The sequence below is a fragment of the Sagittula sp. genome, from assembly GCF_052825245.1.
The window spans coordinates 363,228-385,335 of record NZ_JBRBWD010000032.1; the positions used below are offsets into that span (position 1 = coordinate 363,228).

Below are 22,108 nucleotides of genomic sequence, written 5' to 3' on the forward strand. Positions count from 1 at the left end.
TTCGCAATGGTGGTGTCAGGCGGTCCGCGCCAGCATCGAGCAGAGCAGCTCGAACATGATCGACACGCCGAGGAAGGCGGTCGCCCCCGACTGATCGAAGGGCGGCGAAACCTCCACCAGATCGGCGCCCACGATGTTCACACCTGCCAGTTCCCGGCAGACACGGAGCGCATCGAAGCTGTTCGGGCCGCCCACCTCGGGCGTGCCGGTGCCGGGCGCGAAGGTCGGGTCAACGAAATCGATGTCGTAGCTGACGTAGGTCGCCCCATCGCCCACGATATCGCGCGCCTCCTGCATCACGTCCGGGATGCCCCGGTCGAAGAACTCCTCGATCTCGACGATGCGGATGCCCTCGGCCCTGGCGAAATCGCGGTCTTCAGCATCGTACATCGTGCCCCGGATGCCGATCTGGATGACACGCTTCGGGTCCAGCAGCCCCTCTTCCACGGCGCGGCGGAACGGGGTGCCGTGGGTATACATCGTGCCGCCGAAATAGCTGTGGAACAGGTCGGTGTGGCTGTCGAAATGGATCATGCCCAGCGGACCGCTGCGGGCCAGCGCGCGCAGGACCGGCAGCGAGGTCAGGTGGTCGCCGCCCGCCGTCAGGGGCCGGATGTTCGCCGCGACAAGCGTGTCGTAGAAGGCGGTGATCCGGGCCATGCTGTCCTGGATATCGGCAGGGTTCGGCCCCACGTCCCCCAGATCGGCGCAGTTCACCGTCTCGAACGGACGCTGGCCCGTGACCTGGTGCTGCGCCCGGATCATGGTGGAGGCGTCGCGCAGCTGGCGCGGGCCGTGGCGCGGGCCGGGACGGTTGGTGGTGCCGCTGTCCCACGGCACGCCGACGATGCCTACGTCGACCTCGGCAAAGCGGGGATGCTCCGGCCCGACGTGGGGCAGCCGCATGAAGGTCGGCACACCGGCGAACCGCGGCAGGTCAAAGCCGGACACAGGGTGGAAGAACGGATCGGACGTCATGGGCAACCTTTCTTGCGGGCAGAGGGCATCGCGCCCGCTGCATCTTGTGACGACGCGGCCTCAGACCAGCCGGGCGTGACGGGTGACGGGACCGTCGCCCTGTGCCTCGATCCGGGCGACGGCCTTGGCTATGGGCTCATGGGCGGTGGCCATGTGGTGGGCGTTGGCGTGCAGCAGCGTTTCGGGATCGGCCACCCAGGCCACGTGGCCCTTCCAGAACATCAGATCGCCCCGCTGCGGCGGCGTGCCGGGCGGCAAGGTCTCTCCCAACTCGCGGGCCTGCATGTCGCTGTCGCCGGGACACGGGATGTTGCACATCCGGCAGCCCATCTGCACCAGCCCGGAACAGTCGATCCCGAAGGCGGAATTGCCACCCCAGAGGTAGGGCGTCCCGATCAGCCGCTCGGACACCGCGACCGGGTCGGTCTCGTACTGGCCGACAGGCACCATCTGCGTGCCCCTCACCCAGCGATTCACGCCGACATGGGGCGTATAGATCTGCGTGTTGAACCAGTTGTCCTCACGTTCCGTTGCCCGGACGAGGGAGCCCATCGACAGCATAATCGGCGTGCCCGGCTGCTTGACGTCGCGGCTTTCGATCCCGATGGCGCGTGCGGCAGAGACGCGATGCGTGGCCGGCGACTGGACAGCCCGGAGGTAGGAGCGGGAGATGTAGCCGACGTAGCCATCCGCCTCGGCAAAACCGAAGGCGTATTCGCTGTAGGTTTCACCGTGGGCTATGCGTTCGACGTCCAATACGCGGAAAAGCTCCCCGGTCAGAAGCTGGCGCTCCCGCTTGCCGCCGGGCGCGTTCAGCAGGTCGGCGGGACCCGGCCTGTTGATGGAGTGAAGCTCGCCCTCCGTGAAGGCAGTCGCCTTGACCTGACCTTCGAGCGAGACATGCGCCACCCGGCCGTTGGACCGGAGCAGGCGGCGGTCGGTGGGGGCGCTCACAGCCCCAGGACCTTCGGCAGCGCGGCAAGGATTGCGCGCGGCCCCTGTCCCAAGCCGCCCTTGGCACGCCCCGGCGCGGCAGAGGGCTGCCAGCTGTAGATGTCGAAATGGGCGTAACGCTGCGCGCCTTCGGTGAACCGGCGCAGGAATAGCGCCGCGGTGATGGATCCCGCGAACCCGCCTGACGGCGCGTTGTCCAGATCGGCGATGTCTGGCTCGATCATCGTCTCGTAGGGCGTGTGGAACGGCATCCGCCAGACGGGGTCCGCCGCGCCGCCCGCCGCTTCGGTCAACGCCTGCACGAAAGGTTCGTCGTCGCAGTAGAACGGCGCGAGGTCAGGGCCGACGGCCACCCGCGCGGCGCCGGTCAGCGTTGCCATGGAGAGCATCAGGTCCGGGCGTTCCTCTGCCCCCAGCGCCAGCGCATCCGCCAGCACCAGCCGCCCCTCGGCGTCGGTGTTGTTGATCTCGACCGTCTTGCCCAGGCGCGAGGTCAGCACATCGCCGGGCCGGAAACTGGGGGCGGAGACGGAGTTCTCGACCGCCGGGATCAGCAGGCGCAGCTGCACCTTCAATCCTAGAGCCATTATCATCTGCGCCAGACCGATGGTGTTGGCCGCACCGCCCATGTCCTTCTTCATCAGGCCCATGGAGGCGCCGGGCTTCAGGTTCAGGCCACCGGTGTCGAAGCAGACCCCCTTGCCGACCAGCGTCAGTTTCGGTCCCGCATCGCCCCAGCGGATATCGATCAGTCGCGGGGCCTGCACGCTGGCCCGGCCCACCGCGTTGATCATGGGGAAGTTCTGCTCCAGCAGCGCGTCGCCGGTCGTGACCTCTATGGATGCGCCGAAGCGGCCGGCAAGGTCGCGGGCGGCCTGCTCCAGCGCCTCCGGCCCCATGTCGGAGGCGGGCGTGTTCACGAGGTCGCGTGTCAGGTACTCTGCCTCGGCCAGCGTCTCGATGCGGGCCGCGTCGACACCTTCCGGCGCAACAAGGTGCCGGTCGGCGGGCGTGGCGGTCTTGTAGCGGTCAAAGCGGTAGGCGGACAGCAGCCAGCCCAACGCCTCCGTCTCCGGGCTGTCGAGCATGCCGCTCGCGATCCGGTAGGCGCCGGGTGCCAGCTGCGGGATCACCCCCGCCAGCGGGAAGCGGTGTCGTGCCCGCTGCGCCGCCGTGCCGTACCCGGCCAGCGCCATGGCGGGTGCGCCGTCTTCGCCCGGAACCATCAGGGCACTGCTCAAGGCCCCGGTGAAGCCGCTGGCGCCGACCCAGGCCGCAACCCGGTCCGGCTGCGACCCGGTCCAGCCGTCGAGCGCGTCCGGCTCGACGATGTGCAGCGGAATGGCGTCGGAACTGGTGGCGAAACGGGGGGACATGGGGGCTCCTGTCGAGGGGGTCGTCGGGAGCCAAGACTAGTGACGGGGGCGTGGGCTGCAAGCGGGATTCAGGGCGTGGGCGGAGGCAGGCTCAGATCGAGAACTCGTTGATGTCCCAAAGCTGCGTCAGTGACCGTTCGCCGGTCCTTGCCAGCCGGGCGAGGGTTGCGGCCTCAGCCACGATGTCGCCGAACTCGATGCAGGTCATCACGTCGTGCGCCACACGGCTGAGCGAAGTCATCCCGATCTGCTGGGCAATCGCCGACAGCGAGCGCAATGTCTTGTGCATGTCCTGGCGGGGCCCCGAAACGGCCATGTCCTGGACCTGGCACAGCCTTTGCGCCAGTTCCTCCATCGCGCGGCAAATCACGTCCTCGGCCTGATGCAGCCCAAGATCCGTACAGAGGGTCCTGATCTGCGCCGGGTCCATGTCCGGGTATTCCACCGGCGACAGGTATGTCACCTGTTTCACGTCTCACCCCATTCCTAGGCCCCCACAGCCAAGGCCAAAATGCCCCGCGACCCTTCCCAAAAGGTTATTCCCCAAGGCTGTTTTCCCTCGCATTTCCCTCGAATTCTGCCTAGTCCATTGGGGAAACGGACGATGCGACGGAGAGGGACATGGAATTCACGCGCCCGCTGCCCGCGTACCTTGTGACGCGGTACCACGGTTGGAAAGCGACGACCTATGCGGAGAACCACGCCTGGTACAGACGTCTCGCGGACGAGGGCCAGCGCCCCCGCGCGATGGTGATCTCCTGCTGCGATTCGCGGGTGCACGTGACGTCGATCTTCGGCGCCGACCAGGGCGAATTCTTCATCCACCGCAACATCGCCAACCTCGTCCCGACATACGAGCCTGACGGCAACCACCACGGCACCTCGGCCGCGGTGGAATACGCGGTCACGGCGCTCAAGGTCGCGCATGTGATCGTGCTGGGCCATTCGAACTGCGGCGGCGTTCAGGGCTGCCTCGACATGTGCCAGGGCCGCGCGCCGGAACTGGAGGAGACCTCGTCCTTCGTCGGGCGCTGGATGGACATCCTCAAGCCGGGTTTCGAGGCGGTGAAGGACGATCCCGACATGCCCCGCGCGCTCGAGCACGAGGCGGTTCGGGTGTCGCTGAGAAACCTGATGACCTTCCCCTTCGTGAAGGAGGCGGTCGAAAAGGGCACGCTGTCGCTGCACGGTCTCTGGACCGACATCGGCGAGGGCGGACTGATGCACATCGACCGCAAGAGCGGCCAGTTCACCGTGGTCTGAACTTCGGGGGGCGCCTGCGAACGGCAGCGCGCCCTCAGTTCATCGCGCGGCGCAATTCCCCCGAATGACCGCCGCGGTGCGCCTTCACGCAGGGCCGCCCGATCCGGGCCGCGATGCGCGCCATCGGAATGCCAAGGTCGGTGCCCGTGCACAGCCCTTCGCCGTGGTCGTTCAGCACGACGAGATGCCCCTCGCGGAACGTGAGGCTGTAGCCCTTGACAGCCAGTCTTTCGGCGATCTCGGCCCAACTGTCCGACTGTTCGAGGATGGGGGATAGAAAAAGGCGCAGCATCGCGCGCGTTTCGCAGTCGAGAGGAGCGGGAAGTCCCGGCAATTTCTGGGCATCCTGCCACCCGGCCTGCGCGTCCGGTTGGTGTTGCATTGAAAGTGCTCCTTGCCTGTCCGGAAACGCTGGAACCCAAATGCGTCGAAATTGTGGCGAACCGGCTGCCTCTTGTGGCGCATTGGCATCAATTTGGAAACTGTCGCTTAATTGGCCACAGAACTGCGGCACCACGGGCAACAATACCCTGATGATCGCTGTCGGCCGCTCGGCATGTCCGGTTTAGCAGGCAGTCGCTGCGGCCCGCCGTCAGAGAGAGATGAGAGAGACGGTTGGCAAGCCGCAGCGCGAACAGGGCGGGCGCAGGGCGCCCCTTTGTCACGCGGGGCGCTTGCCCGCATCGGCGATGTCGCGAGAAAGGGACCGTGGGCTGCCTCCGGAGAGAGAGGAGAGAGGCGGGCAGCGTACTTCGGTCGGTTGCCGTTCTGGCAAGGCATCTCATCGCGTGCAGACAATGTATACCATTGTCGACGAACTCCGCCTATCACCGGTTGGGCTAGCTGGCGGGGCGTCCGGTTAGCACTTCGATACAATTGGACAGGAGTTGCTTGGCGTGGGCACCTGACGGTTGCAGCGCTTTGCGGGCGGCTAACCCTTGGCCTTCACTTGCGCTCCCAGGATACGGAAACGGCGCGCGACCAAGGGCAGGTCGCGCGCCGCAGTGATTCACTCGATTCGGAAAGGCGGTCAGCCCTTCTTCAGGCACCGCTGGCCAAGAACCTCGGCGATCTGCACGGCGTTCAGCGCCGCGCCCTTCCGCAGGTTGTCCGAGACGCACCACAGGTTCAGACCATTGTCGATGGTCGAGTCCTGCCGGATGCGGGAGATGAACGTGGCGAAGTCACCCACGCATTCCTTCGGCGTGACGTAGCCGCCGTCCTCGCGCTTGTCGATCACCATGATCCCGGGCGCCTCGCGCAGGATGTCGCGCGCCTCATCCTCGTCGAGGAATTCCTCGAACTCGATGTTGATCGCTTCCGAATGCCCGACGAACACCGGCACGCGCACGCAGGTCGCGGTCAGCTTGATGCTCGGATCGATGATCTTCTTCGTCTCCACGACCATCTTCCACTCTTCCTTGGTGGAGCCGTCTTCCATGAAGACGTCGATGTGCGGGATCACGTTGAAGGCGATCTCTTTCGGGTACTTCTTCGGCGGCACCTCGGACACCGGGTTGTAGACCGCCTTGGTCTGATCCCAGAGTTCGTCCATGCCTTCCTTGCCCGAGCCGGACACCGACTGGTAGGTCGACACCACGACGCGCTTGATCTTCGCGCGGTCGTGCAGCGGTTTCAGCGCCACGACCATCTGCGCGGTCGAGCAGTTCGGGTTCGCGATGATGTTCTTCTTGGAATAGCCCATCACGGCGTCGGCGTTCACTTCCGGCACGATCAGCGGCACGTCCGGATCGTAGCGGTAGAGCGAGGAGTTATCGATCACCACGCAGCCCGCCGCGGCGGCCTTCGGCGCGAATTCCTTGGTCGGGCCGGAGCCCACGGCGAACAGGGCGATGTCCCAACCGGTGAAGTCGAACGTCGCGAGGTCCTGGGTCTTGAGTGTCTTGTCGCCAAAGCTGACTTCGGTCCCGAGTGACCGGCGCGAAGCCAGCACGGCGATCTCGTCGACGGGGAATTCCCGTTCGGCGAGGATGTTCAGCATTTCGCGGCCCACGTTGCCCGTGGCGCCCGCGACGACGATGCGGTAACCCATTTGGCCCTCCTTAAAGGTCAGGGTCGCACGGGACCCCTGCCCCGCACGACTGCTGGCGCGGTGCATACCGCAGGCAGCACATGGGCGAAAGGCCGTATATTAACGCTCCCCCCGAACCGGGCGACATTCGGCGATATCCGCGTCGAATGTGATGCCCGCGACAATCGAAAGGCGAGCGGGTTAAACCCGCCTTAACCCGAGACATGCTTATCGTCCTGATGTTCCCGATGCGTACGCGAAGTGCGGACGGGCCACGCGAACTGGGAGAGAGGTCTGGACATGTTCTTCAGGATCGTCACCGGCATGACCCGCCCCCAGAAACGGGCGGCGTTCATCTCGCTCGACGCACTGGTCATTCTGTTTGCGTTCGGGATGTCTGTCCTGCTCACCGCGCATGGACGGATCGGGATGGCGGAGGCGGCCCCGGTGGCGCTGGTCCTCGTGACAAGCGGGGCGATCCTCGGATGGGTGCTGGGCCTGACGCGCATGAAACTGGATGCGTTCGAGATGCGCGGCCCGGGGCGGACCGCCGCATATGCCGCCGTCCTGGGTCTGCTCGGCTATGCAATTGCGCCGAGCGCGCTGCCCGCCCTTCCCGTCGGGGCACATGTCCACTTCACGCTGCTTGTCCTGGTGCTGTCCGTCGGCTGGCGCATCGCCCTGCGATACGCGATCCGTCAGGTCTACCTGCATGGTGCGGATTCCGTCCGGGTCCTGATCTACGGCGCCGGGGCGACGGGGCAGCAGCTGGTGGCCGCGCTCCGGCACCATGACGCCATCCGACCCGTGGCCTTCATCGACGACAACCCGACCCTCCAGAGCCAGGTGATCGCCGGGCTACGCGTCCATGCGGCGTCCAGCATCCCGAAGCTCGTGGCAGAGCAACGGATCAGCCGCGTCGTGCTCGCCATGCCCTCCATGAGCCAGCCCGCCATGGCCCGCATCCGCCTACAATTGCGCAACATCGGCTGCGAGGCGCATGCCCTGCCGTCCTTTGCGGCGCTGGTTGGCGAAGGCGCCCTGCGGGCGGAGGCGGAGCCGGTGTGCATCCAGAAACTCCTGGGCCGCAACCGGCTCGAAAAGGAGCTGCCGGGTGTCATCGACGCCTACGCGGGCCGCCGCATCCTGATCAGTGGCGCAGGCGGCTCCATCGGCGCCGAGCTGTGCCGCCAGCTTGCGGCCTGCGGCCCCGAATGTGTCGTGCTGGTCGATCACTCGGAACTGGCGCTCTACACCATCCACAAGGAACTCAGCGACCTGGCGCCCGAGGTGACGGTCGTGCCGCTGCTCCAATCCGTCCTGAACGAGCGCGCCATGCTGCGCGCCATGCTGACCCACCGAGTCGACGTGGTCTTGCACGCTGCCGCCTACAAGCACCTCCCCCTGGTCGAGGACAACGTCATCGCCGGGCTGGAAAACAACGTCCTCGGCACCAAGGCTCTGGCCGAGGCAGCGCGGCAGGCGGGGGTGGATCGCTTCATCCTCGTCTCCAGCGACAAGGCCGTGCGCCCCACGAACGTCATGGGCGCGTCGAAGCGGCTGGCGGAACTGGTGGTACAGGATCTCGCCTCGCGCAGGTCCGGCACCCGCTTTGCCATGGTGCGCTTCGGGAACGTGCTCGGCTCCAGCGGCTCGGTCATCCCCCTGTTTGAAGAGCAGATCGGCCGCGGCGGCCCCGTCACGCTGACCGACCCCAACGTCACCCGCTATTTCATGACCATATCGGAGGCGGCGCGACTGGTCCTCCTGACCGGCTCCTTCGCACGGGGCGGCGACGTCTTCGTGCTGGACATGGGCGCGCCGGTGCCGATCCGGAAGATCGCCGAGCAGATGATCGAGGGGGCGGGTTACACCATCCGGACGGACGACACCCCCGACGGCGACATCGAGATCCGGGTGACGGGCCTGCGCCGCGGCGAGAAGCTGCACGAGGAGCTGCTGATCTCCTCCGACATGCTGACCACGCCGCACCCCAAGATCCTGCGCGCGCAGGAGATGTGCCTGTCGGAGTTCGAGGTGGCCAACGCCCTGCGCGACCTGCGGCAGGCGATCGACGCGCTCGACGAGGATGCCGCCCGCGCCGTCATCGCGAAATGGGTCGAGAGCTCGGATACAGGCCGCGTCGCAAAGCAGAGCGTCTAGGCGGCCTGTCCCGTCCGCGACACTGCCCTATCCGGGAGAAGTGCCCTGCCCGAACCGTCTTTCAGCGGCCCGGAATCTCGCCGCGACGGGTCTTGGGCGTCCAGGCGTCAATGATCCCGACCGCCTCTTCCGCCGTCTCGACGAAGCGGAACAGGTCGAGATCCTGGGCAGAAATGGTCCCGGCCTCGGCCAGCGCCTCCCAGTTGATGATCTTTTCCCAGAAAGCCCGCCCGAACAGCAGGAAGGGCACCGGGGTCATGCGCCCGGTCTGGATCAAAGTCAGCGCCTCGAACAACTCGTCCAGCGTCCCGAACCCGCCCGGGAACACGCAGACCGCCCGCGCGCGCATCAGGAAGTGCATCTTGCGGATCGCGAAGTAGTGGAAGTTGAAAGCCAGGTCCGGCGTCACGTAGCTGTTCGGCGCCTGTTCGAACGGCAGCACGATGTTCAGCCCGATGGAAACGCCGCCTTCGTCCGCCGCGCCCCGGTTGCCCGCCTCCATCACGCCCGGGCCGCCGCCCGTGGCCACGACCCAGTCGCGGTTGCCGGTCGCCAGCGCCTTTTTCGTCATCAGTCGGGCAAAGCTGCGCGCCTCATCGTAGAAATGCGACAGTTCCGCCAGCGTCTGCGTGCGGGCGGTGTCCTTCTCGGACGGGGCGGGAATGCGCGCGCCGCCGAACAGCACCACGGTGGAGTCGATCTGATGCTCGTCCATCAGCATCTCGTACTTCAGCAGTTCCAACTGAAGCCGGACCGGGCGCAGTTCGTCCTTGGCGAGGAAGTCCTCGTCCGCGAAAGCCAGACGGTAGCTGGGCGAGGTCGATTGCGGCGTCTGCGGGACGTGGCGGGCGGTGTCCAGGTCGGTGCCCGCATCGCGGAGCGAACTGCGGCGGTCGTCGGTCATGCGCTATGCTCTCCTTGGCCCCGGCACCCGTTGCGGCAGGGTGGCGTCGGTCCGTGTTGTGCCTTTCTGTCCAGACCTATAGCGTCCGCCCGGAAAGAACCAGACGAGGTGAGCCATGGAGTGGCGCAGGGAAATCGAAGCCGCCGCAAGCCGCATCGCGGGCCACGTCGTCAGGACCCCCGTGATCGATACGGACGCGCTGTGGTCCCGGTCCATCGCGCTCAAGCTGGAGCAGATGCAGCATACCGGCAGCTTCAAGGCGCGTGGCGCGTTCAACACCCTCTCTGCCGTCGAGGTGCCCGAGGCGGGCGTGGTCGCGGCGTCCGGGGGCAACCACGGGGCAGCGGTGGCCTACGCGGCGCAGCGCCTCGGCCATGCCGCGCGCATCTTCGTGCCCGAGATGGCGGGCCCCTCCAAGATTGCCCTGATCGAACGCACCGGCGCGGACCTGACGGTGGTCCCGGGCGAATATGCCGATGCGCTGGCGCGGGCGCAGGCCTATGGCGACCAGACCGGCGCGATGTCCGTGCACGCCTATGACGCGCCGCTGACGGTGGCCGGACAGGGCACCCTGATGCGCGAGTGGGAGGCGCAGGGCCTGAACGCCGACACGGTGCTGATCGCGGTCGGCGGCGGCGGGCTGATCGCCGGGGCGATGGCCTGGCTGCAGGGCGCCAAGCGGATCATCGCGGTGGAGCCTGCGAACTGCAACGCCCTCGGCGCCGCGCTCAGGGAAGGTGGCCCGACCGATGTGCCGGTCTCCGGCGTGGCGGCGAACGCCCTCGGCGCGCGGCGGATCGGCGAGATCTGCTACGACTTGGCGGAGGCGCAGGGCATCCTGACCGTGACCGTCAGCGACGAGGCGATCACCGAAGCGCAGACCGCGCTCTGGCGGGCGCATCGGCTGCTGGTCGAACCCGCCGGCGCCTGTGCTTTGGCGGCGCTCAGGTCCGGTGCCTTCACCCCTGCCGAGAACGAACGCGTGGCCGTCCTGCTGTGCGGCGGGAACATCTCGCCCGATCCGCTGGGGTGACGCGCCGGACAGGGCCGTTTGTCTGTGTGGATTGCCGCCCCGTCACATCGCAGCTATAGGGGCGCAAACCCGCGAGGAGATCACACATGTCGAACGCACAGCTCGAAACCGCCATCGAAGCCGCCTGGGAGAACCGGGCCGATATCACGCCCATGACCGGCGGCGAGACCCGCGAAGCCATCGAGGACACGCTGAACGCCCTCGACAGCGGCAGGCTGCGGGTGGCGGAGAAACAGGCGGACGGGTCGTGGCATGTGAACCAGTGGGCCAAGAAGGCCGTGCTGCTGGGTTTCCGCATCAAGGACATGGAAAGCCACGACAACGGTCCGCAGGGCGGCGGCTGGTGGGACAAGGTCGACAGCAAGTTCAAGGGCTGGGGCGACAACCAGTGGAAGGCCGCGGGCTTCCGCGCCGTGCCGAACTGCGTCGTCCGCAAGTCGGCCTACATCGCGCCGGGCGTGGTGCTGATGCCGTCCTTCGTGAACCTCGGCGCCTACGTCGACGAGGGCACGATGGTCGACACATGGGCGACCGTGGGATCCTGCGCACAGATCGGCAAGGGTGTGCACCTGTCGGGTGGCGTGGGCATCGGCGGCGTGCTGGAACCGATGCAGGCCGGGCCGACCATCATCGAGGACAACTGCTTCATCGGCGCGCGCTCCGAGGTCGTGGAGGGCTGCATCGTGCGCGAGGGCTCGGTCCTGGGAATGGGTGTCTTCATCGGCAAGTCGACCAAGATCGTCGACCGCGAGACCGGCGAAGTGATGTACGGCGAGGTGCCGCCCTACTCCGTCGTCGTGGCCGGTTCGATGCCGTCGAAGAACGGGATCAACCTGTATTGCGCGGTGATCGTGAAGCGGGTGGATGCGCAGACCCGCTCCAAGACCGGCATCAACGAGCTGCTGCGCGACTGACGCCAGCGCCCTTTCGGGCCTGAGATCCGGCGCGGTGTCCTCATGGCACCGCGCCTTTTTCGTGGCTGCAGGTGAATTCCGCGCAAGGCTGGCGCTGCCGAAAGGGCTGCTGAAGGGACCCGCGACGCGGCGCGGTGCTTGACAATTTCGCCGCGGCGTCTCATCCGCGCAGCATGAACAAGTCACCACGCACCCAACAGGTCTTCACGCTTCTGGTCGAGGTCGGCCGCAAGTCCGGCGACGGTCTGCCCGACAAGGCCACCGGCGCCGCATTGATGTGCTACGCCTCCGGCGTGGACGAGGCCGAGGCCGTGCGCGAAACGGTGGCCATCCTCAAGCAGGCGGACATGGCGCCGCTCGACGTGACGGGCTACGGCACCCGCGAAGAGCGCGAGGCACAGGGCCACGAGATCGAGGAAGACGAGGCCGAACTGATGCAGCGCGCGCTTGAGGAAAACGCCGTCATCGTGGCGCAGGTCTCTCCGTTCTTCGACTGACGCGCGCCCCGAGGGATCAGGCCGCCCGCGCCTCGGCGAGGGTGATCGCCTCGAACGGGCGCAGCACCTTCAGACCGGCGCGTGCATGTTCCGGCAAAAGGTTCGCGGGCACATCTGCCAGGAGCGAGCGGGCAAGGTGATCCCTGCGGCGCCTCAGCCGTCCGACATACAACGTCTCTATCTCGGCCCCGGCGGAGATCACCGGCTCATGTCCCGGCAGCAGGAGCTGGTGGTAACAGACCATCTGCACCGCAGGTTCAGTCACGGCGGCAAATCCGTTCACCAGCGCCAGCGCCGGGATCAGCACCGCCTCGCGGCCGAAGATGTACTCCACTTCCGACCCGCCGATCACCAGCCGCTGATAGGGGGCCACCACCACGTCCCGCTGCAGGCCGAAGTAGGGCGCGCGCAGCCGGACCGGCTGGAACATCCCGAGCGCGGGCACCCGGCGTGACAGGCGGGCCAATACCGGCACGATTCCGTTGTCGCGGGTCACGACCGTGTCACCGCACTCCAGCGCGCTGACCGGCCGGTATCCGGTGGGCGTCAGAACCGGCGTCTGTCCGACCAGCGACGGCATGGGGCCGACCGGCTCGATCGCGTCAGAGACGGCGAAGAACAGGACATCCTCGTCCATCTCGACCAGCTGCGGTCGGCGGACCAGCGTGTAGATGTCTTCCAGCAGCATCGGCGGCGGGGCCGGCGTGGCCCGCTGGACCACGATGTCGGTCTCGGGGCGTTCGAGGCTGATACGACCCGTCCGCGCCTCGCTGTCCCAGCTGAAGGTCACGCGCAGCACGTCGTGACGGGCGTCGGAACTGTGCTGGAGGACGGTGTGAAAGACCTCCTCGCCCTGACTCATGACAAGGACGATCCCGCCGCCCGGCACGGCGCGCACCGAGAAGGCACCGCGCCACGGGTGCGCGCGTTCATAGGACAGGAGGGTCTGCGGGCGATCTTCCGGCGAGATGCGCGTTTCGATCAGGATCGACCCGCGCGGCATCAGGATGTTGCGGCTTGCGGCGGTCTGACCGAAACGTTCAGGGCAGACCCATGCGCGCCCCTGGCCGGACACGGCGATCCAGCTCATGCGGCCACTCCCTGCGCAGCGGTACGCGGAATGCCGGCGCAGGCCTGCGGCGCCCGCGCGACCTGACGGGCGGAAAGAACAACGGTGATCGGCACCCCGGAAAGAGCGACCATGCCTGCCTCGATCTCTGCCAGACAGACATATCGCGGAAACGACCGGACCGGGGTCCGGAGGAAACGGGATACTGCGCGCCTGCCAAAGCTATTTTTGTTTCTTTTGCGGAAACTTAACACGGCAACCGCAACGGCGCGAACCTATTCTTGCGGTCAGTTCGGACGGGGAAGGTGGCGGCTGATGCAAACACGCCACATTTGCCAAGCCTGAAAGGGCGCGGTAGCCAAGTGCCGATACCGAAACGAGGACCCCCGCCATGACCGATCCCGTCGACCTGACCGCCCGCCTTGTCCGCTGCCCCTCGGTCACGCCCGAGGAGGGCGGCGCGCTGGTCCTGCTCGAGGAAATGTTGTCCGGCGCGGGGTTCGAGTGCACGCGGGTGGACCGTGGCGGGATCTCCAACCTCTATGCGCGGTGGGGCGCGAAGGGGGCGGCGAAGACCTTCGGCTTCAACGGCCACACCGACGTCGTCCCGATCGGGCGGCGCGAGGACTGGCAGCACGATCCCTTCGGGGCCGAGATCGAGGGCGGCATGATGTACGGACGCGGCACGACGGATATGAAGTCGGGCGTCGCGGCCTTCGCTGCGGCGGCCATGGATTTCGTCGCCGCGACACCGCCGGACGGCGCCGTGGTGCTGGCGATCACCGGCGACGAGGAAGGCGACTCCGTCGATGGGACCACCGCGCTTCTGGACTGGATGGAGGTCGAGGGCGAGAAGATGACCGTCTGCCTCGTCGGCGAACCCACCTGTCCGGACCATATGGGCCAGATGATCAAGATCGGGCGGCGCGGGTCGATGTCGGCCTGGTTCACGGTGGAGGGCACGCAGGGCCATTCCGCCTATCCGCACCGCGCGCTGAACCCGCTTCCGGCCATGGCGCGGCTGATGGACCGTCTGGCCTCGCACGAGCTGGACACCGGCACCGACCACTTCGACCCTTCCACGCTGGCGGTGGTGACCATCGACACCGGCAACCCGGCGACCAACGTGATCCCGGCGAAGTGCTCTGCCTGCGTGAACATCCGGTTCAACGACATGCACAGCGGCGCGTCCCTCTCGAACTGGTTGCGCGCTCAGGCGGCAGAGGTCGACGCCACCTTCGGCACCAACACGGAGGTGAAGATCAAGATCTCGGGCGAGAGCTTCCTGACCCCGCCGGGCGACCTGTCCGACCTCGTGTCGCGGGCGGTCGAGGCAGAGACGGGCGTGACGCCGGAGCTTTCGACCACGGGCGGCACCTCCGACGCGCGGTTCGTCAAGAACCACTGCCCGGTGGTGGAACTCGGTTTGGTGGGCCAGACCATGCATGCCGTGGACGAACGCGTCTCGGTCGAGCAGATCGGGCAGTTGAAGGCGATCTACACGCGCATCCTGCAGGACTATTTCGCATGACCCTTAAGGTGGAGCAGACCGCCGACCTGACCGAACCGCACGCCATCCGGCGGCGGGTGTTCATCGAGGAGCAGGGCTTTACCGAAGCGGAGGAATGGGACGAACTCGACCGCGTCTCCGTGCATCTGGTGGTGCGGGACGGCGGCGCGCCGGTTGCATCCGCGCGGCTGATACAGGATGGCGGGACGGGCAAGATCGGGCGCATCTGCGTGCTGGAGAGCCACCGGGGCCGTGGTCTGGGCGCGGCGCTGGTCACACACGGCGTGGCGCATTTCCGCAATGTCCCCGGTGTCACGCGGGTCTACCTGAGCGCGCAGGACCATGCGATCCCCTTCTACGAACGGCTTGGATTCGGCGCCTACGGCGAGACCTACCTCGACGGCACGGTGCCCCACCGGGACATGGAACTGCGGTTTTGACATTGCGCCGGACACGTCCGGGATGCCCGCGCCCCACCCTTGTCATCATGGTGAAGGCGCCGCGGCCCGGACGGGTCAAGACACGCCTCGGGCGCGAGATCGGTCACGTCGCGGCGGCATGGTGGTTCCGGCATCAGGTGCGGCGCTTGCTCTGGCGCGTGGACGATCCCCGGTGGCGGATCGTGCTGTCCGTGTCCCCTGACCGCGAAGGGATGCACAGCCGCGTGTGGCCGGGTCATCTGCCGCGGATGCCGCAGGGCAAGGGCGATCTCGGCGCGCGCATGGCCCGCGCGCTGCGGGCCTGCGACGGGCCTGTCTGCCTGATCGGGGCCGACATCCCTGCCGTGGATCGCGTGACCTTGGCGCGCAGCTTTGCCCTTCTGGGGCGCCACGACGCGGTGTTCGGCCCGGCGGAGGACGGTGGTTTCTGGCTGATCGGCGTGCGCCATCCGCGCCGCCTGCCGTATGGTTTTTTCCGCGATGTGCGCTGGTCTACCGAACATGCCCTCTCCGACGCGAAGGCCACCCTGCCCGGCTGGCGCATCGCCCGGGGCGACCTGCTGAAGGACGTGGACAGCGCCGCGGACCTCCGCACCTAGCCCCCAAACCCGTGCCACAGGGCATTTTTCGCCCAAACAGGCAGGTCGCGCCGGCATTTCGCCGTTTCCGGCATGACGGCGTCATGGGTGCGTGCTACCTCCGTGCCATGACAACCTTGCCCACCAAGCAGGAGATCCTCGACTGGATTTCCGAGAACCCGGCCCTCACCGCCAAGCGCGACATCGCGAAGGCCTTCGGCATCAAGGGTGCCGCGCGCATCGACCTCAAGCGCCTGCTGAAGGAGCTTGAGTCCGACGGCCATCTGGAGAAGCGGAAGAAGACCTACCGCGACCCGGACCGCCTGCCGCCCGTGACCGTCCTTCAGGTCAAGGCGCCCGACGCCAACGGCGACCTCTTTGCGCAGCCGCTGGAGTGGCACGGCGAGGGGGTGGAGCCGACCGTGCTGCTGGTGAGCCGCCCGGGCGATCCCGCGCTGGGGGAAGGCGACCGCATCCTCGCCCGCCTGCAGGTGGTGCACGAGGCCGACCACAACTACGAGGCGCGGCTGATCCGGCGCATCGGCGCATCGCCCCGCAAGGTCGTGGGGCTGTTCCGCAAGACCGCCGAAGGCGGCCGCATCCTGCCTATCGACAAGGGCAACGACAAGGAATGGATGGTCGCACCCGACGCCACGGGCGGCGCAAAGGACGGCGAACTGGTGGAGGCCGAGCAGGCCGGGCCGAAGGGCCGCATGGGTCTGCCCAAGGCGCGCATCACGCTGCGCCTTGGCGATCCGTCGGAACCCAGGGCGGTGTCCCTGATCGCCATCCACCAGCACGGCATCCCCGACGACTTCCCGCAGGAGGTGCTGGACGAGGCCGATGCGATGAAGCCCGCCGGCCTGTCGGGTCGCGAGGATCTGCGCGATCTGCCGCTGATCACCATCGACCCGTCCGACGCGCGCGACCACGACGACGCCGTCTATGCCGTGGCCGACGACGATCCGAAGAACGAGGGTGGCTTCCTGATCTGGGTGGCCATCGCCGATGTCGCCTACTACGTGCGCCCCGGCTCCGAACTGGACCGGGAGGCGAAGAAGCGCGGCAATTCCTCGTATTTCCCGGACCGTGTCGTGCCGATGCTGCCGGACCGGCTGTCAGGCGACCTGTGTTCGCTGCACGAAGGGGTGCCGCGTGCGTGCATCGCGGTGCGCATGAAGATCGACGCAGAGGGCAACAAGCTGGGCCAGAAGTTCGTGCGCGGCCTGATGCGCTCGCCCGCATCGCTGACCTACCAGGAGGTGCAGGCGGCCATCGACGGCGAACCGAACGACAAGACCGGCCCGCTGCTGGATGACGTGCTGAAACCGCTTTATGCCGCCTATGCCGCGCTGAAATCCGCACGGGAACGGCGCCAGCCGCTCGACCTCGACCTCCCGGAACGCAAGGTGATGCTGAGCGAAGAAGGCAAGGTCACCTCTGTCGCCTTCACCGACCGGCTGGACGCGCACAAGCTGATTGAGGAGATGATGGTCCTGGCCAACGTCGCCGCCGCCGAGACGCTGAACGCCAAGGACATGCCGCTCCTGTTCCGGGTGCACGAGGAGCCGTCGCAGGACAAGCTGGAGTCGCTGCGCGACACCGCCGAATCCGCAGGGCTGACGCTGGCCAAGGGGCAGGTGCTGAAGACCCGCCACCTGAACCAGCTGCTGCACCAGGCCGCCGGCAAGGACGAGGCCGAGCTGATCAACATGGCGACACTGCGCAGCATGACGCAGGCCTACTACAGCCCGAAGAACTTCGGTCACTTCGGGCTCGCGCTGCAGAACTACGCGCATTTCACCTCGCCCATCCGGCGCTATTCCGACCTGATCGTGCACCGCGCCCTGATCGCCGCGCACAAATGGGGCGACGACGGCCTGACCGCGCAGGAGGTCGAGCGGCTGGAACAGACAGCGCAGCACATCTCGGACACGGAACGGCGGTCGATGATGGCGGAGCGGGACACCAACGACCGCTACCTCGCCGCCTACCTGTCCGACCGTCTGGGGGCAGAGTTCGCCGGGCGCGTGTCTGGCATCGCCAAGTTCGGGATCTTCGTGAAGCTGGACGAGACCGGCGCCGACGGGCTGGTGCCGATCTCGACCCTCGGCAACGAATACTTCCACTTCGACCGCGAGGCCGGGACGTTGATGGGCGCCGACACCGGACGGGTGATCGCGCTCGGGATGCGGGCGAAGGTCAAGCTGGTGGAGGCCGCGCCGGTCACCGGCGGCATCGCCTTCGAGTTGCTGGAACTGGACGACGACGCCTACGAAAGCAGCGCGGGCGGCCGTTTCGGGCGTGGCGGTGCGCGGCGGGGCCGTTCCGGACCGTCGCCGCGCCGCAAGCTCGCCAAGGCCAAGGCCCGCGACAAGAAGGTCAAGCGCAAGGTCACGCGGCAGCGGAAATAGGCGTCCTGAACCGTTCCGGGTAAAGCTGCGCGCGGCCCCGGGCCACGTAGGCCATCAGGCTGTCCCGCGCCCGCAGGCCCTGCCGCGCGGGTGTGTCGCCCGGCAGCTTGTCCAGCGCCGAGAGCACCGGTACGACCGCGGCATCCGCCGCCGTGGGACGTCTGCCGAACAGCCACGGCCCGTCGCCCAACCGCTGTTGCAGCACGTCGAGGTCGGCGGCCGTGGCCTGCGCCGCATGGGCGTCGCTGAACCTGCCGATGCCCTGATTGCGCAGCGACTTGCGGATGCCCTTCCGCACCAGTCCCGGCACCACGAGCCGCAGCGGTCTGGGCATGCCGCCGAAAACAGCCGGTTCCAGCACCGCCCAGCCGTCGTCGCGCACCCATCTGTCGTGCACCAGGAACAGGCGCAGGTGCTCCTCCACCATTCGGATGATCGCGTGCGCCTGCGCGCGCTGCCCCGCGTCGAGGCCGGGGAAGAGGTCGGCACCCTGCGCCTCCAGCCACGCGAGGATCAAGTTGCTGTCGGGCACCGGGGCGTCCGGCGTGCGCAGGATCGGCAATTTTCCGTAACCCGTGTCAGGAGGCATCGTCAGCCACTCCGGCTCCCACGGCTGACCCGAAAGGTCGAGCAGGATCATGGCCTTGAGGCAGAAGGGGCTCAGGCTCGGTTCGCCGAAGCCGGCGGGGAAGGTCATCAGTTTCAGCATCGGCTTACCCGTTTCAGTTGCGTGCCCGGTCCACGCTATGGCAGGCTCATGCCAGTTTCTGACAACTGCCTGACGCATTGTTCCGACATGTCCCGCACCCATCGCCTGTTCCAGTTGATGTCCGCCCTGCGCCGCCTGCCGTCGCCGGTCACCGCCGCACGCCTGGCGGAGGAAACGGGTGTCTCTCCCCGGACGCTCTATCGCGACATCGACACGCTGCGCGAACTGGGGGCAGTGATCGACGGCGAGGCGGGGTTCGGCTACCGGCTGATCGAGGACGCGCACCTGCCGCCCCTGGGCTTCGACGACGAGGAACTGGAGGCGCTGATCCTCGGGTTGCGGGAGGTCGCCGCCGTCGCTGACCCGGCGCTGGCGGAGTCGGCGGAATCGGCCCTGGCCAAGCTGCGCGCGCGCCTGCCCGAGCGGCAGGCACACCGCCTGCGCCATGCGGTGCTGAACGCCCACAGATTCGCCCCGCCGCCCCGCCCGACCATCGACGCGCGCGCGCTGCGCCGCGCCTGCTGGGACGAAGAGCAGGTGTCCTTCGACTACACCGACAAGAACGGTGCCCCGACCCGGCGCGAAGTGAAGCCCTTGGCCGTCATGCTTTTCGACAACAGCCACTGTCTGCTCGCATGGTGTTGTCTTCGCAGGGATTTTCGCGCCTTCCGGCTGGACCGGATGCTGGATCTGCAACGGACGGGGCGGTCGTTCCGGCCCGAAAGAGTGCCCCTTTTGCGCGACTACAACGACACGGCTGACGCGAGGATTCGCGCATCTTCGGGATGGGACCTTCGCAAGTCACCCGATCCGGGTTACAGTTGCGACAAAACAAACGAGCGGTAGACAATCAGATGTTCAGGATGGCCTGTATCGGGCTGGGGATCGCAATCCTCGGCACTGGTCCCGTGTACGCGGAGACTCTCCAGACGTCGCTGCGCCCCAAGGCGCGCGGCACTCTTGTCGTGAGCCACGTCGAAGAGGTGGTCAGCCGGGCCAGCGGCCTTGGCGACAGCCTGCGCGACACCTTGCTGGCGCCCAGACGGTCCACCCGCCCGGCCATCCGCCCGGCGGCCCTGAAACCGCGCAGCGCCGCGGTGGCCGTCGCCCCTGTCACCACCCAAAGCGTGAGCCCCGCCAAGGCCGCCGCCTTTGCCCGCTGGATCGACGGGTTCCGCCCCCGCGCCCTGTCGCAGGGCGTCAGCGCCCGGACCTTCGACGCGGCGTTCCGTGGCGTGACCTTCGACCCGAAGGTAGTGGAGCGCGACTCCTCTCAGGCGGAGTTCGCCAAGGCCATCTGGGACTACCTCGACAGCGCCGCCTCCGACTCGCGCGTGAACAACGGTCGGTCCGCACTGGCCCAGCACCGTGCCCTGCTCGACCGGATCGAGGCGCACTACGGTGTCGACAAGGAGATCGTGCTGGCCGTCTGGGGCATGGAAACCGCCTACGGCAGCTATCGCGGCTCCAACCATATCATCCAGTCCATGGCGAGCCTTGCCTTCGATGGGCGGCGGCGGTCGTTCTTCGAGACCCAGCTTGTCGCCGCCCTGCAGATCCTCGAACAGGGCGACACCACGCCCGACCGGATGACCGGGTCATGGGCCGGGGCGATGGGGCACACGCAGTTCATGCCCACATCCTTCCAGTCGCTCGCCGTGGACTTCACCGGCGACGGGCGCCGCGACATCTGGGGCGACGATCCGTCGGACGCGCTGGCCTCCACCGCCAACTATCTGAAAAAGAACGGATGGATCGCCGGTCAGCCGTGGGGCGCCGAAGTCGTGCTACCGCGCGGGTTCGATTACGATCAGGTCAACGTTGAGCGCATGCCCTCCGCCTGGGCGCGGCTTGGGGTCATGGGCACCGATGGCAAGCCGGTCCCCGATTACGGCGCGGCGACGATCCTGCTGCCCGCGGGACACAAGGGCGCAGCTTTCCTCGTCTTCAAGAACTTCCGCGTGATCAAGCGCTACAACGCCGCCGACGCCTATGCGATGGGGGTCGGCCACCTTGCCGACCGCATCATGGGCGGCGAGAAATTCCAGGGCTCGTGGCCCCGCGACGACCGCCCGCTGACCAGCACCGAGCGCAAGGAGCTTCAGACCCGGCTGACACAGGCCGGGTATGACACGCAGGGCGTGGACGGGCGCATCGGGCCGATGACGCTGCAGGCGATCCGCGGCTACCAGCGCCGCGCCGGGCTTGTGCCGGACGGCTACGCCTCCATGGAACTGCTGAAGAAACTGCGCTGAGGGACGGGGCTGCGGCCCCCTCCGCCATCAGCGGGGATCAGGGCAGGCCCTGCTCCGCACACGGTCCGTTGCGGAAACAAGTGGTGATGCGGTCGAGGTCCTCGCGCGACGGATTGGCAAACAGCCGCGTGCCGCAGGGATCGGCAAAGGCGACATGCCGGTTCGGTTCGCGCTTCAGGAAAACCAGGTACTCCTGACCGCTTTGCGGCTGCGCGCACCACGGGCCGTAGCACTGGACGATCAGCGTGACATTGCCTTGGAACGGCTTGGTGAACCCGTCGCTGTCGAGGGTCTTGCCCACAAGCTGCGCGCGGATCGGCGTTTCCGGCGGCGCGGCGTTCGGGTCGGACTGCGGCGCTTCGGGCAGCTGGCTTTCGTCGAAGTCCAGCCGTCCCACCGCAGCGCCCCAGCGGTCCGGGGAGGCATCGACCTCCTTGTAGGTGCGCACCACGTCAGGCTTGAGGCAGGACAGGGCCTGCGCTTGCGTCGCACAGAGGGCAAGAGCTACGGCCAGCCAGCGCATCACAGACGGTCCCTGAAGGCAGCGATGACCCTTTCGTAGACCGGCCGCTTGAACGGCACAATCTGGGCCACGACCTCGTCAGCGGGCAGCCAGCACCATTCGGAGAACTCCTGGTGGTCGTCTGCGTCCAGCCGGATCTGGTCGTCGGTGCCGTGGAAGCGCAGCAGGAACCACTTCTGCTCCTGCCCCTTGTAGCGGCCCTTCCAGATGCGCGGCACGATGTCGTGCGGCAGGTCGTAGGCGATCCAGCCCTCCGTCTCTGCCTCTACCGTCACGAGGTCCGGCGTCACGCCCGTCTCTTCGGTCAACTCGCGGAGCGCGGCTGCGCGCGGATCCTCGCCCTTGTCGATCCCGCCCTGCGGCATCTGCCAGGCGGGTTCCTCGCTGTCGAAGCGCTGACCGACAAAGGCATGGCCGTCCGCATTGACGAGCATCACGCCGACGTTGCGGCGGTAGGGCAGCCTGGCGATGTCTTCGGGCGTCATGGCGGGTGTCT

22 protein-coding genes are annotated in these 22,108 nt (G+C 67.4%); 11 read left to right on the forward strand and 11 right to left on the reverse strand.

Annotation, left to right across the window (positions count from 1 at the left end):
• Positions 1 to 15: 15 nt before the first annotated feature.
• The 4 genes from speB to ACU0DV_RS12770 all read right to left on the reverse strand — a co-directional run bounded on the left by speB (position 16) and on the right by ACU0DV_RS12770 (position 3,780).
• Positions 16 to 978, reverse strand: a complete 963-nt coding sequence (speB, locus tag ACU0DV_RS12755; protein WP_446241544.1) for an agmatinase — start codon at positions 976 to 978, stop codon at positions 16 to 18.
• Between the two features lie 60 nt (positions 979 to 1,038).
• The gene (locus tag ACU0DV_RS12760; RefSeq protein ID WP_446241545.1) at positions 1,039 to 1,932 is read right to left on the reverse strand and encodes a C40 family peptidase; all 894 of its coding nucleotides are present in this window, start codon (positions 1,930 to 1,932) and stop codon (positions 1,039 to 1,041) included.
• Positions 1,929 to 3,308: a leucyl aminopeptidase family protein gene (locus ACU0DV_RS12765; RefSeq protein ID WP_446241546.1), complete on the reverse strand. Its 1,380-nt coding sequence runs from the start codon at positions 3,306 to 3,308 to the stop codon at positions 1,929 to 1,931. The genes ACU0DV_RS12760 and ACU0DV_RS12765 overlap by 4 nt, the downstream gene beginning before the upstream one ends.
• Before the next feature lie 91 nt (positions 3,309 to 3,399).
• Entirely contained in the window at positions 3,400 to 3,780 is a 381-nt protein-coding gene (locus ACU0DV_RS12770) for a hypothetical protein (RefSeq protein ID WP_254698392.1), read from the reverse strand.
• A gap of 149 nt (positions 3,781 to 3,929) precedes the next feature.
• On the opposite strand from ACU0DV_RS12770, the gene ACU0DV_RS12775 reads away from it, so the two are divergent.
• Complete coding sequence (locus ACU0DV_RS12775; RefSeq protein ID WP_100928457.1) at positions 3,930 to 4,571, forward strand: carbonic anhydrase; 642 nt, start codon at positions 3,930 to 3,932, stop codon at positions 4,569 to 4,571.
• A 34-nt stretch (positions 4,572 to 4,605) separates the two neighbouring features.
• Here the strand turns inward: ACU0DV_RS12775 and ACU0DV_RS12780 are convergent, their stop codons facing one another.
• Positions 4,606 to 4,953 (reverse strand): hypothetical protein, encoded by a 348-nt coding sequence (locus ACU0DV_RS12780; RefSeq protein WP_283981496.1) that lies wholly within the window; start codon positions 4,951 to 4,953, stop codon positions 4,606 to 4,608.
• A 648-nt stretch (positions 4,954 to 5,601) separates the two neighbouring features.
• Positions 5,602 to 6,624, reverse strand: a complete 1,023-nt coding sequence (locus ACU0DV_RS12785) for an aspartate-semialdehyde dehydrogenase (protein WP_283981498.1) — start codon at positions 6,622 to 6,624, stop codon at positions 5,602 to 5,604.
• A gap of 279 nt (positions 6,625 to 6,903) precedes the next feature.
• Here ACU0DV_RS12785 and ACU0DV_RS12790 point away from each other — a divergent pair, with 279 nt between their 5' ends.
• Positions 6,904 to 8,766, forward strand: a complete 1,863-nt coding sequence (locus ACU0DV_RS12790; RefSeq protein ID WP_446241547.1) for a polysaccharide biosynthesis protein — start codon at positions 6,904 to 6,906, stop codon at positions 8,764 to 8,766.
• Positions 8,767 to 8,827: 61 nt separating this feature from the next.
• Here the strand turns inward: ACU0DV_RS12790 and ACU0DV_RS12795 are convergent, their stop codons facing one another.
• Positions 8,828 to 9,670, reverse strand: coding sequence for an LOG family protein (locus tag ACU0DV_RS12795; RefSeq protein WP_446241548.1), 843 nt, complete (start codon positions 9,668 to 9,670; stop codon positions 8,828 to 8,830).
• A 115-nt stretch (positions 9,671 to 9,785) separates the two neighbouring features.
• Between ACU0DV_RS12795 and ACU0DV_RS12800 the strand changes: the two genes are divergently transcribed.
• From ACU0DV_RS12800 to ACU0DV_RS12810, 3 genes are all read left to right on the forward strand, one after another.
• The gene (locus tag ACU0DV_RS12800; RefSeq protein WP_100928461.1) at positions 9,786 to 10,703 is read left to right on the forward strand and encodes a threonine/serine dehydratase; all 918 of its coding nucleotides are present in this window, start codon (positions 9,786 to 9,788) and stop codon (positions 10,701 to 10,703) included.
• Between the two features lie 86 nt (positions 10,704 to 10,789).
• On the forward strand, positions 10,790 to 11,617 hold the full coding sequence (dapD, locus tag ACU0DV_RS12805; RefSeq protein WP_100928462.1) for a 2,3,4,5-tetrahydropyridine-2,6-dicarboxylate N-succinyltransferase: 828 nt from the start codon (positions 10,790 to 10,792) through the stop codon (positions 11,615 to 11,617).
• Between the two features lie 173 nt (positions 11,618 to 11,790).
• Positions 11,791 to 12,114 carry a hypothetical protein gene (locus ACU0DV_RS12810; protein WP_100930892.1) on the forward strand — a complete coding sequence of 108 codons (324 nt, stop codon included), beginning with the start codon at positions 11,791 to 11,793 and terminating at the stop codon, positions 12,112 to 12,114.
• 16 nt (positions 12,115 to 12,130) lie between these two features.
• On the opposite strand, the gene ACU0DV_RS12815 is transcribed toward ACU0DV_RS12810, so the two are convergent.
• On the reverse strand, positions 12,131 to 13,204 hold the full coding sequence (locus tag ACU0DV_RS12815) for a Hint domain-containing protein (protein ID WP_100928463.1): 1,074 nt from the start codon (positions 13,202 to 13,204) through the stop codon (positions 12,131 to 12,133).
• A 370-nt stretch (positions 13,205 to 13,574) separates the two neighbouring features.
• On the opposite strand from ACU0DV_RS12815, the gene dapE reads away from it, so the two are divergent.
• The 4 genes from dapE (at position 13,575) to rnr (ending at position 18,125) form a co-directional block, all read left to right on the forward strand.
• The gene (gene dapE / locus ACU0DV_RS12820) at positions 13,575 to 14,714 is read left to right on the forward strand and encodes a succinyl-diaminopimelate desuccinylase (RefSeq protein ID WP_446241550.1); all 1,140 of its coding nucleotides are present in this window, start codon (positions 13,575 to 13,577) and stop codon (positions 14,712 to 14,714) included.
• Complete coding sequence (locus ACU0DV_RS12825) at positions 14,711 to 15,133, forward strand: GNAT family N-acetyltransferase (RefSeq protein WP_446241551.1); 423 nt, start codon at positions 14,711 to 14,713, stop codon at positions 15,131 to 15,133. The genes dapE and ACU0DV_RS12825 overlap by 4 nt, the downstream gene beginning before the upstream one ends.
• A 47-nt stretch (positions 15,134 to 15,180) precedes the next feature.
• Positions 15,181 to 15,732 carry a TIGR04282 family arsenosugar biosynthesis glycosyltransferase gene (locus ACU0DV_RS12830; RefSeq protein ID WP_446241682.1) on the forward strand — a complete coding sequence of 184 codons (552 nt, stop codon included), beginning with the start codon at positions 15,181 to 15,183 and terminating at the stop codon, positions 15,730 to 15,732.
• Between the two features lie 107 nt (positions 15,733 to 15,839).
• Positions 15,840 to 18,125 carry a ribonuclease R gene (gene rnr, locus ACU0DV_RS12835; RefSeq protein WP_446241683.1) on the forward strand — a complete coding sequence of 762 codons (2,286 nt, stop codon included), beginning with the start codon at positions 15,840 to 15,842 and terminating at the stop codon, positions 18,123 to 18,125.
• Here rnr and ACU0DV_RS12840 read toward each other — a convergent pair.
• Entirely contained in the window at positions 18,106 to 18,834 is a 729-nt protein-coding gene (locus ACU0DV_RS12840) for a glutathione S-transferase family protein (protein ID WP_446241552.1), read from the reverse strand. The two genes, rnr and ACU0DV_RS12840, sit on opposite strands and share 20 nt — an antisense overlap.
• A gap of 87 nt (positions 18,835 to 18,921) precedes the next feature.
• Here ACU0DV_RS12840 and ACU0DV_RS12845 point away from each other — a divergent pair, with 87 nt between their 5' ends.
• Both ACU0DV_RS12845 and ACU0DV_RS12850 read left to right on the forward strand, forming a co-directional pair.
• On the forward strand, positions 18,922 to 19,680 hold the full coding sequence (locus ACU0DV_RS12845; RefSeq protein WP_100928468.1) for a helix-turn-helix transcriptional regulator: 759 nt from the start codon (positions 18,922 to 18,924) through the stop codon (positions 19,678 to 19,680).
• 8 nt (positions 19,681 to 19,688) lie between these two features.
• Positions 19,689 to 21,089: a lytic murein transglycosylase gene (locus ACU0DV_RS12850; protein WP_446241553.1), complete on the forward strand. Its 1,401-nt coding sequence runs from the start codon at positions 19,689 to 19,691 to the stop codon at positions 21,087 to 21,089.
• Between the two features lie 37 nt (positions 21,090 to 21,126).
• Here ACU0DV_RS12850 and ACU0DV_RS12855 read toward each other — a convergent pair whose 3' ends face one another.
• A complete protein-coding gene (locus ACU0DV_RS12855; RefSeq protein ID WP_100928470.1) occupies positions 21,127 to 21,612 on the reverse strand; it encodes a hypothetical protein in 486 nt (161 codons plus the stop codon).
• Positions 21,612 to 22,097 (reverse strand): RNA pyrophosphohydrolase, encoded by a 486-nt coding sequence (locus tag ACU0DV_RS12860; protein ID WP_283981511.1) that lies wholly within the window; start codon positions 22,095 to 22,097, stop codon positions 21,612 to 21,614. Before ACU0DV_RS12860 ends, ACU0DV_RS12855 begins: the two co-directional genes overlap by 1 nt.
• Positions 22,098 to 22,108: the final 11 nt, after the last annotated feature.

Bases quoted from the DNA above. Each gene is read 5' to 3' on its own strand.
- ACU0DV_RS12855 (WP_100928470.1), bottom strand. From the start codon at position 21,612: ATGCGCTGGCTGGCCGTAGCTCTTGCCCTCTGTGCGACGCAAGCGCAG.
- ACU0DV_RS12845 (WP_100928468.1), top strand. From the start codon at position 18,922: ATGTCCCGCACCCATCGCCTGTTCCAGTTGATGTCCGCCCTGCGCCGC.
- ACU0DV_RS12825 (WP_446241551.1), top strand. From the start codon at position 14,711: ATGACCCTTAAGGTGGAGCAGACCGCCGACCTGACCGAACCGCACGCC.
- ACU0DV_RS12800 (WP_100928461.1), top strand. From the start codon at position 9,786: ATGGAGTGGCGCAGGGAAATCGAAGCCGCCGCAAGCCGCATCGCGGGC.
- ACU0DV_RS12860 (WP_283981511.1), bottom strand. From the start codon at position 22,097: ATGACGCCCGAAGACATCGCCAGGCTGCCCTACCGCCGCAACGTCGGC.
- ACU0DV_RS12840 (WP_446241552.1), bottom strand. From the start codon at position 18,834: ATGCTGAAACTGATGACCTTCCCCGCCGGCTTCGGCGAACCGAGCCTG.
- ACU0DV_RS12830 (WP_446241682.1), top strand. From the start codon at position 15,181: ATGGTGAAGGCGCCGCGGCCCGGACGGGTCAAGACACGCCTCGGGCGC.
- ACU0DV_RS12790 (WP_446241547.1), top strand. From the start codon at position 6,904: ATGTTCTTCAGGATCGTCACCGGCATGACCCGCCCCCAGAAACGGGCG.
- ACU0DV_RS12850 (WP_446241553.1), top strand. From the start codon at position 19,689: ATGTTCAGGATGGCCTGTATCGGGCTGGGGATCGCAATCCTCGGCACT.
- ACU0DV_RS12775 (WP_100928457.1), top strand. From the start codon at position 3,930: ATGGAATTCACGCGCCCGCTGCCCGCGTACCTTGTGACGCGGTACCAC.
- ACU0DV_RS12815 (WP_100928463.1), bottom strand. From the start codon at position 13,204: ATGAGCTGGATCGCCGTGTCCGGCCAGGGGCGCGCATGGGTCTGCCCT.
- rnr (WP_446241683.1), top strand. From the start codon at position 15,840: ATGACAACCTTGCCCACCAAGCAGGAGATCCTCGACTGGATTTCCGAG.
- dapE (WP_446241550.1), top strand. From the start codon at position 13,575: ATGACCGATCCCGTCGACCTGACCGCCCGCCTTGTCCGCTGCCCCTCG.
- ACU0DV_RS12780 (WP_283981496.1), bottom strand. From the start codon at position 4,953: ATGCAACACCAACCGGACGCGCAGGCCGGGTGGCAGGATGCCCAGAAA.
- ACU0DV_RS12785 (WP_283981498.1), bottom strand. From the start codon at position 6,624: ATGGGTTACCGCATCGTCGTCGCGGGCGCCACGGGCAACGTGGGCCGC.
- dapD (WP_100928462.1), top strand. From the start codon at position 10,790: ATGTCGAACGCACAGCTCGAAACCGCCATCGAAGCCGCCTGGGAGAAC.
- speB (WP_446241544.1), bottom strand. From the start codon at position 978: ATGACGTCCGATCCGTTCTTCCACCCTGTGTCCGGCTTTGACCTGCCG.
- ACU0DV_RS12795 (WP_446241548.1), bottom strand. From the start codon at position 9,670: ATGACCGACGACCGCCGCAGTTCGCTCCGCGATGCGGGCACCGACCTG.
- ACU0DV_RS12765 (WP_446241546.1), bottom strand. From the start codon at position 3,308: ATGTCCCCCCGTTTCGCCACCAGTTCCGACGCCATTCCGCTGCACATC.
- ACU0DV_RS12810 (WP_100930892.1), top strand. From the start codon at position 11,791: ATGAACAAGTCACCACGCACCCAACAGGTCTTCACGCTTCTGGTCGAG.